Source organism: Saliphagus sp. GCM10025317 (assembly GCF_042663665.1).
GTDB lineage: Archaea > Halobacteriota > Halobacteria > Halobacteriales > Natrialbaceae > Natronosalvus.
This window is the reverse complement of record NZ_JBHTAQ010000007.1, coordinates 1,271,687-1,285,811: the sequence shown is the minus strand read 5'-3', so window position 1 is coordinate 1,285,811 and position 14,125 is coordinate 1,271,687. Positions and strand designations below refer to the sequence as shown.

General features: G+C 66.8%; 16 protein-coding genes. 6 read left to right on the top strand and 10 right to left on the bottom strand.

Annotation, left to right across the window (positions count from 1 at the left end):
* Nucleotides 1–519 precede the first annotated feature (519 nt).
* Nucleotides 520–1,299 (top strand): hypothetical protein, encoded by a 780-nt coding sequence (locus ACFQS4_RS21015; RefSeq protein ID WP_500196244.1) that lies wholly within the window; start codon nt 520–522, stop codon nt 1,297–1,299.
* A 20-nt stretch (nt 1,300–1,319) separates the two neighbouring features.
* Here the strand turns inward: ACFQS4_RS21015 and ACFQS4_RS21010 are convergent, their stop codons facing one another.
* The 3 genes from ACFQS4_RS21010 to ACFQS4_RS21000 form a co-directional block, all read right to left on the bottom strand.
* Nucleotides 1,320–2,006, bottom strand: coding sequence for a hypothetical protein (locus ACFQS4_RS21010; RefSeq protein WP_500196242.1), 687 nt, complete (start codon nt 2,004–2,006; stop codon nt 1,320–1,322).
* A 65-nt stretch (nt 2,007–2,071) separates the two neighbouring features.
* A complete protein-coding gene (locus ACFQS4_RS21005) occupies nt 2,072–3,052 on the bottom strand; it encodes a nucleotidyltransferase family protein (protein ID WP_500196241.1) in 981 nt (326 codons plus the stop codon).
* A 113-nt stretch (nt 3,053–3,165) separates the two neighbouring features.
* Nucleotides 3,166–3,483, bottom strand: a complete 318-nt coding sequence (locus ACFQS4_RS21000) for a nucleoside triphosphate pyrophosphohydrolase (protein ID WP_500196239.1) — start codon at nt 3,481–3,483, stop codon at nt 3,166–3,168.
* Nucleotides 3,484–3,582: 99 nt separating this feature from the next.
* Between ACFQS4_RS21000 and ACFQS4_RS20995 the strand changes: the two genes are divergently transcribed.
* A complete protein-coding gene (locus tag ACFQS4_RS20995) occupies nt 3,583–3,873 on the top strand; it encodes a transcriptional regulator (protein ID WP_312909065.1) in 291 nt (96 codons plus the stop codon).
* Between the two features lie 330 nt (nt 3,874–4,203).
* Entirely contained in the window at nt 4,204–4,611 is a 408-nt protein-coding gene (locus ACFQS4_RS20990) for a DUF7344 domain-containing protein (protein WP_500196236.1), read from the top strand.
* A gap of 62 nt (nt 4,612–4,673) precedes the next feature.
* Here the strand turns inward: ACFQS4_RS20990 and ACFQS4_RS20985 are convergent, their stop codons facing one another.
* The 6 genes from ACFQS4_RS20985 to ACFQS4_RS20960 all read right to left on the bottom strand — a co-directional run bounded on the left by ACFQS4_RS20985 (nt 4,674) and on the right by ACFQS4_RS20960 (nt 10,271).
* Nucleotides 4,674–5,090 carry a Rieske (2Fe-2S) protein gene (locus ACFQS4_RS20985; RefSeq protein ID WP_500196233.1) on the bottom strand — a complete coding sequence of 139 codons (417 nt, stop codon included), beginning with the start codon at nt 5,088–5,090 and terminating at the stop codon, nt 4,674–4,676.
* A 103-nt stretch (nt 5,091–5,193) separates the two neighbouring features.
* Complete coding sequence (locus tag ACFQS4_RS20980) at nt 5,194–6,093, bottom strand: aminotransferase class IV (protein WP_500196231.1); 900 nt, start codon at nt 6,091–6,093, stop codon at nt 5,194–5,196.
* A gap of 30 nt (nt 6,094–6,123) precedes the next feature.
* Complete coding sequence (locus ACFQS4_RS20975; protein WP_500196229.1) at nt 6,124–6,834, bottom strand: anthranilate synthase component II; 711 nt, start codon at nt 6,832–6,834, stop codon at nt 6,124–6,126.
* Nucleotides 6,827–8,512 carry an aminodeoxychorismate synthase, component I gene (gene pabB, locus ACFQS4_RS20970; RefSeq protein WP_500196227.1) on the bottom strand — a complete coding sequence of 562 codons (1,686 nt, stop codon included), beginning with the start codon at nt 8,510–8,512 and terminating at the stop codon, nt 6,827–6,829. Before pabB ends, ACFQS4_RS20975 begins: the two co-directional genes overlap by 8 nt.
* A 169-nt stretch (nt 8,513–8,681) precedes the next feature.
* Nucleotides 8,682–9,383, bottom strand: coding sequence for a helix-hairpin-helix domain-containing protein (locus ACFQS4_RS20965; protein ID WP_500196226.1), 702 nt, complete (start codon nt 9,381–9,383; stop codon nt 8,682–8,684).
* 78 nt (nt 9,384–9,461) lie between these two features.
* Nucleotides 9,462–10,271: a shikimate dehydrogenase gene (locus ACFQS4_RS20960; RefSeq protein WP_500196224.1), complete on the bottom strand. Its 810-nt coding sequence runs from the start codon at nt 10,269–10,271 to the stop codon at nt 9,462–9,464.
* Nucleotides 10,272–10,407: 136 nt separating this feature from the next.
* Between ACFQS4_RS20960 and ACFQS4_RS20955 the strand changes: the two genes are divergently transcribed.
* The 3 genes from ACFQS4_RS20955 to ACFQS4_RS20945 all read left to right on the top strand — a co-directional run bounded on the left by ACFQS4_RS20955 (nt 10,408) and on the right by ACFQS4_RS20945 (nt 12,848).
* Nucleotides 10,408–11,352, top strand: a complete 945-nt coding sequence (locus ACFQS4_RS20955; RefSeq protein WP_500196221.1) for a calcium/sodium antiporter — start codon at nt 10,408–10,410, stop codon at nt 11,350–11,352.
* Nucleotides 11,353–11,436: 84 nt separating this feature from the next.
* Complete coding sequence (locus ACFQS4_RS20950) at nt 11,437–12,492, top strand: sensor histidine kinase (RefSeq protein WP_500196219.1); 1,056 nt, start codon at nt 11,437–11,439, stop codon at nt 12,490–12,492.
* A 101-nt stretch (nt 12,493–12,593) separates the two neighbouring features.
* Nucleotides 12,594–12,848 carry a hypothetical protein gene (locus ACFQS4_RS20945; protein ID WP_500196217.1) on the top strand — a complete coding sequence of 85 codons (255 nt, stop codon included), beginning with the start codon at nt 12,594–12,596 and terminating at the stop codon, nt 12,846–12,848.
* An 86-nt stretch (nt 12,849–12,934) separates the two neighbouring features.
* On the opposite strand, the gene ACFQS4_RS20940 is transcribed toward ACFQS4_RS20945, so the two are convergent.
* Nucleotides 12,935–14,122, bottom strand: a complete 1,188-nt coding sequence (locus ACFQS4_RS20940) for an NAD-binding protein (protein WP_500196214.1) — start codon at nt 14,120–14,122, stop codon at nt 12,935–12,937.
* Nucleotides 14,123–14,125 lie beyond the last annotated feature (3 nt).

The window sequence follows — 14,125 nt, the reverse complement described above, 5'->3', positions numbered from 1 at the left end:
TCAGTCGTCACGAACTACGCACTCGTGTGCCACTGAATAACAAAGGGGTAAACGGTACTCGGTGACGATGCGGGGAACACACGCCCCGTCGGGTGCGCGATCGGTGCAAAACCCGTCGCCGACTCGACGTTCGCTCGGACGTCGCGGTCGACGGGACGACGCGCTGACAGTCGAGTGCTGTGTCCGTGCCCGTAACTCGAACGTGGACTCGCCCCCGCTTCGAGTACGCTCATGTCTCTCACCAGGGCGGGCTCCCCGCCCCCGCCCGGTTTCGACCCAACCTACTCCCACGAGCCATCGCCAGACAGCGGATCGGGTGGTGGTGTGACACCTGGCCGAACCGTTTCTGACGACGTGGCAGGTCCGTGATGCCAGCCGCTATCTGACGATTCTGACGTTACACTCCTCGAGAACCGGATCCACCGCCGTCTCGGGTCCAATTCGAGCACTATCTCGCTCGGTAAAATACGCATTTCACCTTCCGTGATTTATAGGGGAGTCCGAATACAACCCCTGCATATGCAGATCACTCGACGACGGATGTTGACCGCAGCGGGCATCGCAAGCGTCTCGGCGATTGCTGGCTGCCTTGGAGAGAGTGGCGACCTGGGCGCTGGAAATGGAAATGGCAACGGCGATGACAACGACACCGACGACGAGAACGAAACCGAAACAGGGAACGGTTCGAACGACACCGGGAACGGATCGAACGACACCGAGAACGGAAACGGCGACGACGCGAAAAGCGGTAACGGAGACGACGACACGGAGAACGGCTCGAGCGACGACGGGAACGAATCGGCCGACGTCGGCAACGAGGTTTCCGGCTACGAAACCGTCCAGTACGAGGGGAACGACGGAGAGACGACGGCCGTGCCGTTTTCGAGCCGTGAGGAGGCCGAGTCCTACCTCGAGGTCGAGTCCCGACAGGACGACGAACGCAGCGCCATCGTGGATCTCCTCGAGGCGACGGACTTCGAGACGGACTCGCTCGTCGCACTCGAGGCTCAGGGGAACGACGGTTGCGCCGAACTCCAGTTGAAGTCACTCGAGGTGACGGCCGAGAGCGGCATTTCGATGACCGCGGCGGTGGTCGATACCGGTGGCGAGGACGAGATGTGCACCCAACAGATCACCAACCTGGGCCTGCTGGTCCGGGTCAGCTACGACGGCGAGGCACCCTCCAGCGGCAAGGCGACGATTACCGACGGGCAGGGCGGCCAGCGAGGCGTCGGCTGGAGTTCCGCGAGCGATTCGACGGAAGGCGGAGATAACGAATCGACGGGCGGAGACGAGTAGGTGCAAGCAAGTGCCTCCGCTCACTCGGGGGCTGGATCGACCGCCCGCGCTCGTTCGTCGTCGCTCGCCTCGAGCCACCACGCGAGTCGATCGATCTCGAGTGCGCGATAGGTGGTCGTCAGCGAGAGCCACTCACACGACGCCAGCGTCCGCAGCGGCTCGCTCGTCTCGATTACGGCCGTCCGGGACTCGTCCGCGACGGACTCGAGCAGCGACTCGAGTGCGGCGTTCGGCCTGGCCGTGTCGATCCCGGCGAGCTGGCGAAGATACTGGAACGAAGTCGGGCCGACGCCCGAGACGTCGCCGACTGGATCCCGGTCGTACCGATAGACGTCGGCTTCGGCGGCCCACGAGCACAGCGCCTCGGTGTCGGATCGTTCCGGTCGGTTCGCGAGGACGCGAGCCACCTCACAGAACACGCGGCATTTTCGGTCGGCGTGAAAGACCTCCTGGAGCCGCTCGTCGTCGGGTTCGAGGTCGGCGACGTCCGAAAAAGACGTGATCTCGCCGCGCTCGAGGAGACGCTCCTCGGCGGTTTCGACGACAGATCTCGTCTCGGATCCGCCACCCGTGGCCGCCGTCGCTGCCGTGAGGGCTAACATCGGCTCGTCGCCGGCCGGTCGCTCGAGCGAGCGAAACGAATCGGCCAGCGTTGCACACGGGACGCCGTCGGCGAACCGATCGAGCACCGCCTGAGGGGAGGCCATAATTCTCGTCAGCGACAACACAGCCGGGATAAATAGGTGTACCGCCCACGCTACCCCTTCGACGCCTACGGCTCCTCGGGTGCGCCGTTCGTAATCGTCGTGTGCGCCCCTATGAGCGCCCCCGCGAGGTCCATGTTCTCGAGGCGCGTCTGCTCGTCGATGATCGAACGGCGAATATCGGCGTGGCGAATCTCCGCCTGCGGGAAGATGACCGCGTGATCGAGCGTGGTGTTCTCGAGGACCGCGTCGTCCATCACGTGGACGTTCTCGCCGAGGGTCGTCTCCTCGAGGACCGCCGACTCCGCAACGTAGTTGTCGCCGTCGAGGAACCAGGCGACGGCGTCGAGGTAACTGTCGGGGGTGCCGATGTCGAACCAGGCGCCCTCGAACGTGAACGCGTGGGTCGGCTGGCGGTTCTGCAGCCACTGGATGAACCAGCCGGGTTCGTCCGGGTTGTTCCCCTCCTCGAGGTACGTCGGGAGCAAGGAGAGATCCTCGCGAGGGAACGCGTAACAGGCGATCGAGACCAGCGTGCTCTTCGGATCGTCCGGTTTCTCCTGGAAGTCGACGACACGTTCGCCCTCGAGTTCGACGAGGCCGTAGGATTTTGCCTTCTCGCGCGACCCGACGTCGTAGGCCGCGAGCGTCGGCGTCCCCTGCGCCTCGAAGTAGTCGACGAAGTCGGCGACGTCGAAACTGATGAGGTTGTCCCCGGCGATGACCACCAGGTCGTCGTCGACGTTCTCGCGCTCGATGAGCTGGGCGAGCGCGCCGACGACGCCGAACTTCTCGTCCTCTGCTGCGGTGTCCTCGACGGACAGGCGCGGTTTCTCGAAGTCCGACGCCGCGAGGTGGGCCTCGAACTCCGCTTCGAAGCGCTCGTTCGTGCTGACGAACACCTCGTCGATCCGCTCGTCGGCCTCGAGGTCGGCGAAGATCCGGTCGATGACGGTCGAGTCGCCGATCGGGAGAAACATCTTCGGTCGATGTTTGGTGATCGGCCACAGCCGAGTCGCGTACCCTCCGGCGAGAACGACGGCCTTCATACACTCGCAATTCACCAGCAGGGTGTAAGACACTTGCCCTTTCTCGAGCAACGGAATGCTCGGGCCTCACAGTTGCCCTGCAATTCTCAGTTTTCGTCGGGCGTCGACTGAGATTAACTTTCGACGACCGCCTCGAGCACGACCCTCGCTTCGAATCCGCCCCGTTCGGCCGCCTTCTCCCGACGGCGTTCCTCGAGTTCCTCGATCGACCAGCCCTCGTTGACGCAACACGCTCGAACCACCTCGAGGACGTCGGCGAGTTCGTCCAGACTTCGGTCCTCGCGGTATTCTGCGCACTCCTCTTCGAGTTTCGCGAGCAACCGGCGGTCATACTCCTCGTCGTCGGCGACGTGGGTGATCGGTCGCTCGCCGTTGGCCTCGACTACTGTCGGGATTTCGTCGCGGACCAGTTTGTCGTAGATACGCGGCATACGCCGGACGTCGAACGGCACCCACTCGAGCGTGTCGGATCGAAGGGGGCAAAAGAGAAACCCTATAACCGATGGGGCGTTCAGTCACGACGAACCGCCATGCGAGAAGCCGACGAAACGACGCGTCAACGCCTCGCCGACGCGCTCCGGGACGAACCGGCGACCCCGAGCGCGCTCGCGACCCGACTCGACCTGACGGCGGGGGCCGTGCTCCGCCACGCCGAACACGTCGCCCGCTCGGTCGACGGGACCGACGAGCAGTTTCTCGTGGCCCCGCCCGCCTGTCGAGAGTGCGGCTTCGACGCGTACGACGACCTGTTGAATCTCCCCTCTCGGTGCCCCGAGTGCAAGAGCGAAGCTGTCGACGAACCGACGTTCACCATCGAGTAGTCGGCCGCTCGAGCGGCGTACCCGGCGTATTCGGGCTGTAGCGCTGGCGAGTCGACTCGCGCTGGCGTATGGCCAAGTCGATACGGATATCAGTCGTCGTACCGACAATCGGGATATGAACGATCGAGTGAACGACTATCGAGCGTCTGCGATAGGCGTCGATCAGGGCCACCGGCACCCGTTTCGTCTTCGATCCCGCAGGCCTCCCGTCGCTCGAGTTCAGGCCCGATCGCGTTCCCATGTTCGTTCTCGATTCCGTTCCCCCTTCGGTCAATACTCACGCCGGTGGCGCTCACGGACGCGAACTGATGCGATTTACGGAGGGGTTCGATGACACAGCCTCCTGATTCCGGACCCAATACTGGCCCCGAACCCGAATCAGACCTCGAATCCGGACCGCCCGGGGCCTGTTCGGAGCTGGCGTTCGACCTCCTCGAGTGGCTGGACGGGCACCAGGAGTCGGCGGCAGCGATCGACGAAACGCTCCGGGCGGTGGCCGCAGAGCGCAGGCGGCTGTTGCTCTCCGTGCTCGACGAACACGGGCAGGAGCTAACGCTTCCAGACGCCGCCGAGGAGGTCGCCCAGTGTGAAACCGGCAAGCCGATCACCGAACTGTCGGCCGAACGCGTTGCCAACGTCTACATCTCGCTGTATCACGACCACCTGCCCCGTCTGGTCGACGCCGGGTTGCTCGAGTACGACCAGGAGCGCGATCTGGTCGCGCCGGCCTCGTTTTGAGTCCGTCGTTGCGCGGGTGCGTGACGAGGTGGACGTCCGTTCCGCGTCACTGGAACTGCACGTCAGAACTTCACGTTCGAGGTCGAGGTAAGGTCCGCCTCGTCGCCCTCGAGCGGCCCCGGCCCGGCGTAGGTGTACTCGTCGTCGGTCAGGTAGACGGTTCCGTCCGTCACGGCCAGGTCGACGGTCTCGAGGTAGGCGCCCTGGCACGGCCCGAAGGTACACCGGCCGCTGTCGGCCTCGAAGTACACACCGTGGTTCTCACAGACGAATTCGCCGTTTCGCATCGCGGCGCCGTCGCCCTTGTCGATCGGGATGTGCGTAAAGTGCTGGCAGGCGTTGAGCCACCCGAACACCTCGCCGTCCCGTCGATGACAGATCGCCTCCCGCTCGATCCCGTCGGCGGCGCGCACCCTGAAAATCGCGGTCGAGTCCGTCAGCACGTCCTCGAGGGATGCGACCCGGGTTCTCGTCGACATCGATCGGGCGTTGCGAGCCCCGGGAGGTCAACGTTTCGAAAACTCGAGAAGCGAACGGTCGGTGTGCGTCGAATCGCGCCAGTCACTCGGAGTGCGCCGCCGGTCACTCGGAGTGCGCCCGTTCGACTCGCTCGTCGAACAGCCTGGCCAGGAGCGACGTCACCGGCCGCTCACGGTCGTCGCCCTCACCGAGGGCGATCCCGTCGACTCGATCGACTGGACGCACCTCCCACGTCGTGTTCGTCAGAAAGACCTCGTCAGCCTGGCGGACGTCCTCGGGCCGGAATCGGCCCTCGTCGATCGGAATCCCGGCGTCGGCCGCGAGGTCGAGGACGACACGACGGGTGATGCCGGGGAGGACCGGCCCCTCCGTCGTCGGCGTGTGTAACCCGCCGTCGTCCACGAAGAAGACGTTACTCGTCGCCCCCTCGGCGACGTCCCCCTCGAGGTCGCGAACGAGCGCCTCGTCGGCGTCGTGGAGTTCCTGTCTCGCGAGGATGCCGTTCAGGTAGTTGTGCGTTTTTGCGCCTGCAGGCAGCGCGGCGTCTGGGATTCGGCGCACTTTGACCGTCTGGAGCGTCGCCGGACCGTCCCACACTGGCTCACCCTCGAGGCCACCCCTCGGGAGCGGTTTGACGTACACCACGACCGTCGGGTCGACCTCGGGTCGGGGGGCGAGCGTGCCGGGCTGGACGCCGCGGGTGATCGACAGCCGGACGTAGGCGTTCGCGAGGTCGTTGGCAGCCAGGGTCGCCTCGATTCTGTCGGCCAGTTCCTGGCGCGAGAGGCCGTGCTCGAGCCCGATAGACTCGCAGGTTCGCTCGAGGCGGTCGGCGTGGGCCTCCCACTCGAAGATCGAACCGCCGTAGGCACGCAGAGTCTCGAACGCGCCGTCGCCGTAACGAAACCCACGGTCGTCGACGCTGACGGTCGCCTCGGAGGCGGGAACGAGTTCGCCGTCGAGGTGGTACAGGCGCTCGCTCGCGGGTTCGCCCTCAGTCATCGTTGCCCCCGGATTTGTCTTTAGGCATCGTTATCCCCTCCCCCAACCGGCGTCGTACTCGGCGGCGAAGGCGCAGAACGTCCGGATCATCTGCGTGCCGACCTCGAGGGAAATGCGGTCGCCGCTCGCGTACGCGCGACTCGAGTGATCCGATTCCTCGTTCGACTCGTCGCCGGGTTCGCTATCGGCTGTCCCCGTCAGGATGCTCTCGGGGTGGAACTGGACGCCCAGGTGCGGGCGGTCGCGGTGGCGAACGGCCATCAACACGTCGCGCTCGTCCGTCGTCCACGCCGTCTCGAGCAGGTCGTCCGGGAGCGACTCCCGCTCGACGGCCAGCGAGTGGTACCGACCGACCCGGAGTCGCGCCGGGAGCCCCTCGAAGATTCCGTCGCCCGTGTGCTCGATCGTCGAGGGCTTTCCGTGGACCACCTCCGGGGCGTGGACGACCGGCGCGCCGTTGGCCGCACACAGCGCCTGGTGGCCCAGACAGACCCCGAGGGTGGGGTACGCGAGGTCGGCGAACAGGTCGGTCGTGACGCCCGCGTCGGCGGGCGTTCCGGGTCCCGGCGAGACGACGATGCCGGTCGGGTCGAGCGCGCGGACGTCCTCGAGGGTGATCGCGTCGTTTCGGCGGACTACGACCTCGTCTGCGGCCTGTCCGACGTACTGGACGAGGTTGTAGACGAAGGAGTCGTAGTTGTCGACGACGAGGATGCGAGTCGGGTGATCGGAATCAGTCATCGCGATCACCGCCGACGTCGCTACCGCCACCGGCCTCGAGCGTCATCGCTGCCCGCTCGCCCAGCGCCGCGTCGATCGCGTTCAGCAAGGCCTGGGCCTTCGCGAGCGTCTCGTCGTACTCGCGCTCGGGGTCGGAGTCGTGGACGATCCCGGCGCCCACTCGGAGGTGGTACGCCTCGGCGTGGCGGACGAGCGTTCGGATGACGATGTTGATCGTCGCCCGACCGTCGAACCCAAAGATGCCGACACCGCCGGTGTACGGCCCGCGCCGGGTCGCCTCGAGTTCGTCGATGATCGCCATCGTCCGGGGCTTGGGCGCCCCCGTGATCGTCCCGCCGGGGAACGTCGCCGCGATCGCGTCGCCGAGGGTCGCGTTGGGTCGGAGGCGCCCGGTGACGTTCGAGACGAGGTGCATGACCTCGGAGTAGCGGTCGACACGACGGTACTCCTCGACCTCGACGCTTCCGTAGGTACAGACCTTCCCGAGGTCGTTTCGTTCGAGGTCGACCAGCATTGCGTGTTCGGCGCGCTCCTTCTCGTCACCGCGGAGGTCGGCCTCGAGCGTCGCGTCCGCCGCCGGGTCCTCACCTCGGGGACGGGTCCCGGCGATGGGTTCGGTGCGGACGAACGCGCCGTCGCGCTCGAGGAGCAACTCGGGGCTCGCGCTCACCAGGTCCGTGGATCGGCCCTCGAGCAAACAGGAGTACGGGGCCGGATTCACGGCCCGAAGCGCCTCGTAGGCGGCGACGGGATGCACCGCTGCGGGGGCGACGAGGCGCTGCGAAATGTTCGCCTGGAAGGTGTCGCCGTCGCGAACGTACTGCTTGACCCGCCGAACGCGGTCGGCGAACGCGTCCCGGCCGCAGGTGCTCTCGAAGGTCGCCTCCGTCGCGTCGACCGGTGGCGGACCAACGGTGGGGTCGCCCTCGAGCGCTCGTCGGGCAAGTTCGAGCGCCCGCGAACGAGCGCGCTCGTAGGTCGCTTCGAGCGCCTCTATATCACCCGCCGAATCCCCATCCTCGAGCGTCGACGCGTCGATCGACGGACAGGCCGTCACCCTGAGTCGGACCCCTTCGTCCGCGTCGACCGGACACTCCCACGCCGCGAGTCGGTCGTACACGCCCACCTCGAGTCTGGGTAGCCCGCGGTCGTCGACAGCGGTTCCCGGCAGGTCCTCGAGTTCGCGCGCGATATCGTAGGAGAGCCAGCCGACGATGCCGCAGGGATAGGGAACGTCACAGTCACCGCGGACGAGCAATGTGTCCTCGAGCAGTCCCTCGAGGGCGGCGAGCGTCGGCGACTGTGACTGTGACGCCGCCGTCGTAACGGGCTCCTCGCCGATTTCCGGCGAGTCGAGGCGCTCCGAACCCGATGCCGACCGACCGCGACGCACCGCTGCATCCGGCCCGACCGTCAGGCGCTCGACGGGGTCGACCCCGAAGTAGCCCCAGCCCGATTGGCCGCCGGTCGTCTCGAGGAAGGCGCCGGGAGCCGACTCGCGCCGGGCGCGACGATAGGCGAGAAAGGGGTCGTCGACGATGACCGCGACTTCGACGGGGAGACGAATCCGGCCCGCTCTCCGCAGTCCGGGTGAGCGACCGTCGCCGGCATCGGTACGGGCCGTCCTGGCGGCCTCGAGAAACGCCTCCTCGTCCGTGACGACGCGCGGCTTGTTCATGCTCGAGTCGATGTGCGGGTGGCCTAACGCTTTTGCGGTTCTCGCGGCGGCTCGAGTCCGTATCGTCTCACCCTCCCGGTGTCTCACTCTCGGGTCGGCTCAGCTTCACGGCATCTCTGCACTGTCGGCGTCGCTCGAAGCAGAAAGGAAAACCGAACAACGAGTCGAGTTATCGGACTTCCGCCCGGTCGATCCAGCCCTGGAGTCGCTTCGCGGAGATGTCCGTATCCTCCGAGAGCGAGTCGGCGTCTGCCGTCGCGAGGTCGGCGACGGTTTCGACGCCGGCGCCCTCGAGTCGGTCGGCGTAGGCGGGGCCGATGCCCTTGATGACGTCGACCGGTTCCTGGCTGTGATCGTCCGGCACCTTGCTGGCCTCTGGGGTCGCGTCATCGCTGGTCGGTCCCGTGGCTTCGGCCGGTTCGGCGGCTTCCTCGGCGCCGTCGGGAACCTCGGTCATCGCGTTGGTCGAACTCGAGGCGTCGGTGCCGGCGGCGGCAGTTTCCGCGGCCTCGTCCGTGTCGCTCGATTCGGCTGTATCGTCCGATTCGGCTGTGGCGTCTTCGGCTTCGTCGGCTTCGTCGGCTTCGTCGGCTTCGTCGGCGAGTTCGCTTTCCGCTTCGACGATCGGTTCGTCCGCGACGTCGTCCGTCTCGGCGTCTTCGTCCTCATCAGCGTCTTCGTCGGACGGACCAGTCGTCGATTCGGCCGTCTCCTCCTCCGTCGGCGTCCCGAGATCGGTCGACGTCGTCGCCGAATCCTGGCCTCGTTCGCGTTCGATTGTGACGCCACCGTCACGGCTCTCCGCCGGCCGACCGTCGGCGTCGCTGTCACCGATGCCGAGAAGCGACTGTAGCTTCTGCAGGAGTCCCATTATCGGAGGGTAGTTACCACCGCTACTTAAAGTCGTCTGATATCGGACAGTTGCCGTTACGCACACGGATTGCGACAGTTAGAGGCGCGACCGAAGCGCCTCGTTCATCCGATCAACCGGCGCCTCGCGTCCCGTCCACTGCTCGAACGCCTCGATGCCCTGGTAGAGCAACATCCATGCGCCGTCGACGGTCGCCGCGCCGGCGTCACTCGCCTCCTGGAGGAGGCGCGTCTCCAGTGGGCTGTACACCGCGTCCATTACCGTCAGTTCGCCGTGGAGGGCGTCCACCGGGACCGGCGACACGTCCTCGTCCATCCCGACGCTGGTCGCGTTGACCAGCACGTCGGTATCCGGGACCACGTCGGGGAGACTGTCGAGTCCGCCGGCGGTTGCGCCAGGGACGACTGCGGCGAGTTCCTGGGCGCGCGACACTGTCCGGTTCACCACCGTCACCTCAGCCCCTTCGTCGGCGAGTCCGAACGCGATGGCCCGACCGGCCCCGCCGGCGCCGACCACGACCGCCGACGCTCCCTCGAGGGCGACGTCGTGTTCGCGGAGCGCGCGGACGGCGCCCACGGCGTCGGTGTTGTACCCCGCAGGCGGCCCGTCCGGCGAGAAGTCGATCGTGTTCACCGCGCCGATCCGCACCGCCAGCGGGTCTGGTTCGACGAGCGTCAGCGCGTCCTGCTTGAACGGAATCGTGACGTTACAGCCGGCGATTCCGAGCGCCCGCGCCCCGTCGATGGCCCGCTCGAGCGCGTCCGGGTTCGGGTCCGGCTCGAACGTGACGTACTGGGCGTCGATGTCGAGCGCGTCGTAGGCGGCTTCGTGCATCGGCGGCGAGAGCGAGTGGCCGACCGGATTCCCGAGGAGACCGAAGACCTGCATGCGCGTGAGTGGTTCCCGGGCGGGTATAACGGGTGTGACTCCGGCAGGCTTTCCTGGCGATCCGGCGATCGGGTGACCCGCACCGACCGCGTTTCACACGCCTTATACCACCGTCTCGAGTACCACTCCCGTATCGATGGTCGACGGAACCCTCCTCTCCACGCTCTTGCTCGTTCTCGGCGCCGGTGCGCTCTTCGGCGGCGCCGAACTCCTCGTCAAGGGCGCCGGCAACCTCGCGCTCGGCCTCGGCCTCCGGGCGGCCACCGTCGGCGTCACCGTGATCGCCTTCGCGACGACTGCCCCCGAACTGTTCGTCGCCATCTTGGGTGCCCTCGACGTCTCGTCGGACGTCGGCTTCGGGACTGTCGTCGGGTCGAACATCGCCAACATCGCCCTCGTCCTGGGGATCTCCGCGCTCATCCGACCGCTCTCGATCAGCGACGCGATGATGCGCCGCCACGTCCCGTTCATGGTCCTCGCGGCCGTCTTGCTCCCCGTGCTCGCCCTCGACGGACGGATCGGGAAACTCGAGGGGGGAATACTGCTGGCCGTGCTGGCCGGGTTCACCGGGTATCTCCTCCACACCGTGAACTCGAGCCCCGCGGCCGCCGAAATGCCCGACGGGGGCCGGGACGGCGTCGCCGCGCGCGACGTCGCCTTCGTCCTCGCCGGACTGGTCACCCTGCTCGTCGGCTCTCGGTGGTTGATCTCCGGTGGCTCCTCGCTCCTGCTGGCGATGGGCGTCTCCGAGTTCGTCGTCGGGGTGACGGTCCTCGCGCTTGGGACGTCCCTGCCGGAACTCGCCGCCTCGGCCGTCGGGGCCGCTCGCGGGGAAACCGAGTTCACCGTCGGCAACGTCGTCGGTTCGAACATCTACAACATCGTCGCCGTGCTGGGGCTGCTCGCCGTCGCCGTGCCGATTACGGTCACGGACTCCATGCTCCGATTCGAACTCCCGCTCGTGGTCGCGTTCACGCTCGTACTCGTCGGGATGATGTGGCGCGGCCGTCGCCTGACGCGGGTCGACGGGGCCGTCCTCGTCATTTCGTACGCCGTGTTCGTCCGGTTCCTGTTCGTCTGACCGTCGTCCGGACCGATTTCTTCGATCGACTCGAGCCCGCGATTATCCCGTAGATTGATGCACTCCTGGGGGTAGGTCCACATCGTGCAACGCGTCGTAGCCGACGACGACTGGGTGGCCGACCTCGGCGAACGCCTACCCGTGTCGCCGCTCTCGGCACTCGGACTCCTGCTCGCAGCGACCATCGGCTTTCGAATCGCCGTCGAGAACGCCTCGAGCCGGGCGCTCCTCGAGAGTGCGTTCCCGCTGCTCGCGGCGACGGCCGTCGTCCTCGCCGACCGACGACTGGTCGCGGGCGGCGTTGGCGTCCGCGACCGCCTCACCGTCTTCGCCTACGGCCTCGGCGGCTTCCTGGCCGCTGCACTCGTCACTGCGCTCCACCTGCACGTCCTCCGCCTCGACGGAGCCGGCGTCACGACGCCGCTGTACCTGACCCTCATGAGCGGCACCGTCGGGGTCGCCGCCGGAACCGTCGCCGGGCTGTACGAAATCCGCCAGCGGTCGGCCGTCCGCGAGGCCAGACGACAGCACGCACGCCTCGAGGAGTTCGCGAGCGTCGTCTCCCATGACCTGCGAAACCCGCTGAGCGTGGCCCAGGGCCGGCTCCAGGAGACCTATCGGACGGGCGACCCGAGCCACCTCGAGGCGGTCGATCACTCCCTCGAGCGGATGGACGAGTTGATCGAGGATTCCCTGTCGGTCGCCCGAAACGGCACGCAGGTCACCGACCGAGAGGCGGTTCAACTCGTGGACCTCGTCTCGGAGGCGTGGGCCGTCGTCGAGACGGTCGACTCGAGCTACGAACTCTCGGGGAACCGGACGATTCGTGCCGATCCGGCGCGAGCGAAACGGCTCCTCGAGAACCTCTTCCGCAATGCGATCGAGCACGCCGGACCGGAGACCGTGGTTCGAATCGGCGCGCTCAAAAACGGCTTCTACGTCGAGGACGACGGCCCGGGCATCTCCGCGGACCGCCGCGAGTCCGTCCTCGAGCAGGGCGTCTCCTCCACGGCCGACGGCTCCGGACTCGGGCTCGCCATCGTTCGCGCCATCGCCGACGCCCACGGCTGGGACGTCGCGGTCGCCGAGAGCGCTACTGGCGGCGCTCGCTTCGAATTTACGGGCGTCCAGGGCAGGTGACGACGTTCACTGCCCGTTACCGAAGCGAATTTCAGTAACCCGCGTTACAGAAATGATCTTTAGATTACACTTATGCGGGTGTCGATCCTACCAGTACCTGTATGATGCCACACTACCCCCACATCGAACGCGTCCACGTCGCGTCGGTCCCGCATTTCGTCGTCTCCCTGGCCGTGCTGGTCGGGTTCGTCGGGTTCCTGGTCGCGCTGTCGTACCCGATTCCGGCACTGGCGGCGATCGGTGGCGCCGTCGGGGCGCTCACGGCCGCTCGACTCGTGCGTATGGTACGGACCCTCGAGACGGTCCGGCTGCCGGGAACGAAGCGTCGATACCGACTTCGCCCGGCCAGACACTGAGCCCGAACCGACTTTCGAACGCGTAGTTGGCGTTCGCTTTTCGACGTCGCCACTCGTCCTCGAGAACGTAATCGATCAGCGCCGAGTCACGACTCCTCGTCTTCGAGTATCCGATCGATCAGCGCCGAATTGTCGCTCCCGAGGGCCGAGCGAACCAGCAGACTCCCGCCCAGGACAGCCGGGCTGATCACGGCGTCCGCACCGGCGCGCTCGAGTTTGGTCGTGTTCTCCCGATCGGTCGCCGCCGCGACGATTCGCAGGTCTGAGGCGAGTTCGCGCGCAGTGAGTACCGAGAGCGCGTCTTCGGCGTCGTGGTTCGTCGCGACGACGGCGGCGACTGCGCGCTCGATGTGGGCGCGCTCGAGGGGTGCTTCGTCGCTCGGGTCACCCGTCACGACGGGGATGTCCCGTTCGGCGAGCTCGGTCGCCGCCTCGCGGTCCTTCGTGACGATGACGAACGAGCGGCCGGCCGCGTTGAGTTCGTCGACGATCGGTTCGGTCAACTCGCCGTAACCGAGGACGAGGATGTGGTTCTCGAGGAGTTCGAGCTGTGATTCTGTCATCTTTCCGAGTGTTTTCGTGATCCGCGCCTGAATCGCCGGGCCGACCAGCGCCCCGATGGCGATACCGAAGCTGGCGACGCCGAGGACGACGACGGACATGGTGAACAGCTGTGCGTCCGGCGAGGTCGGGCCGATGTCGCCGTAGCCGACGGTGCTCGAGGTGACGAGCGTGAAGTAAAAGGCATCGAGGAGGTTCGAGATGCCGTCGAAGTCCTCCCGGAGGGCGAACGCGCCGAAGGTGCCGTAGGCCTGGACGCCGACGAGCGCCCCGCCCGCTGCTAGCTGGGTCGTCGTCAGCCCGAGTTCGCGGTCGAACTGTCGGCGAGTGACGAGCACCGTCGGGAGCGAAATCAGCGAGAGGACGACCAGCGGAATCGAATAGGGGCTCGCCTGGAGGAGCCCCTGGATCGCCGTCATCGGGAGCAAGACGACGGTTGCGTACCAACCGACCCGCAGGCCGCGCCGGAGCGCGAGCGCGCTCGCGACCATCAGAAACCCCGTCAGCGCGCCGGTGAAGCCGACGCCCTGCTGGACGATCGACGGAACGTAGGTAGCGACGGGCCCGAAATCCGCGGCCGGTTGCTCGATGTTGACGATGCCGGTCGCGACCGACAATAGGGCAACGGCCAGCGAGAGAAGCACTGCCGCTCGCGTCCCGACGATCCAGGTCCAGTTCTGTGGCAGTCGCCGGGCCACGCGCTCGCCGACCATACT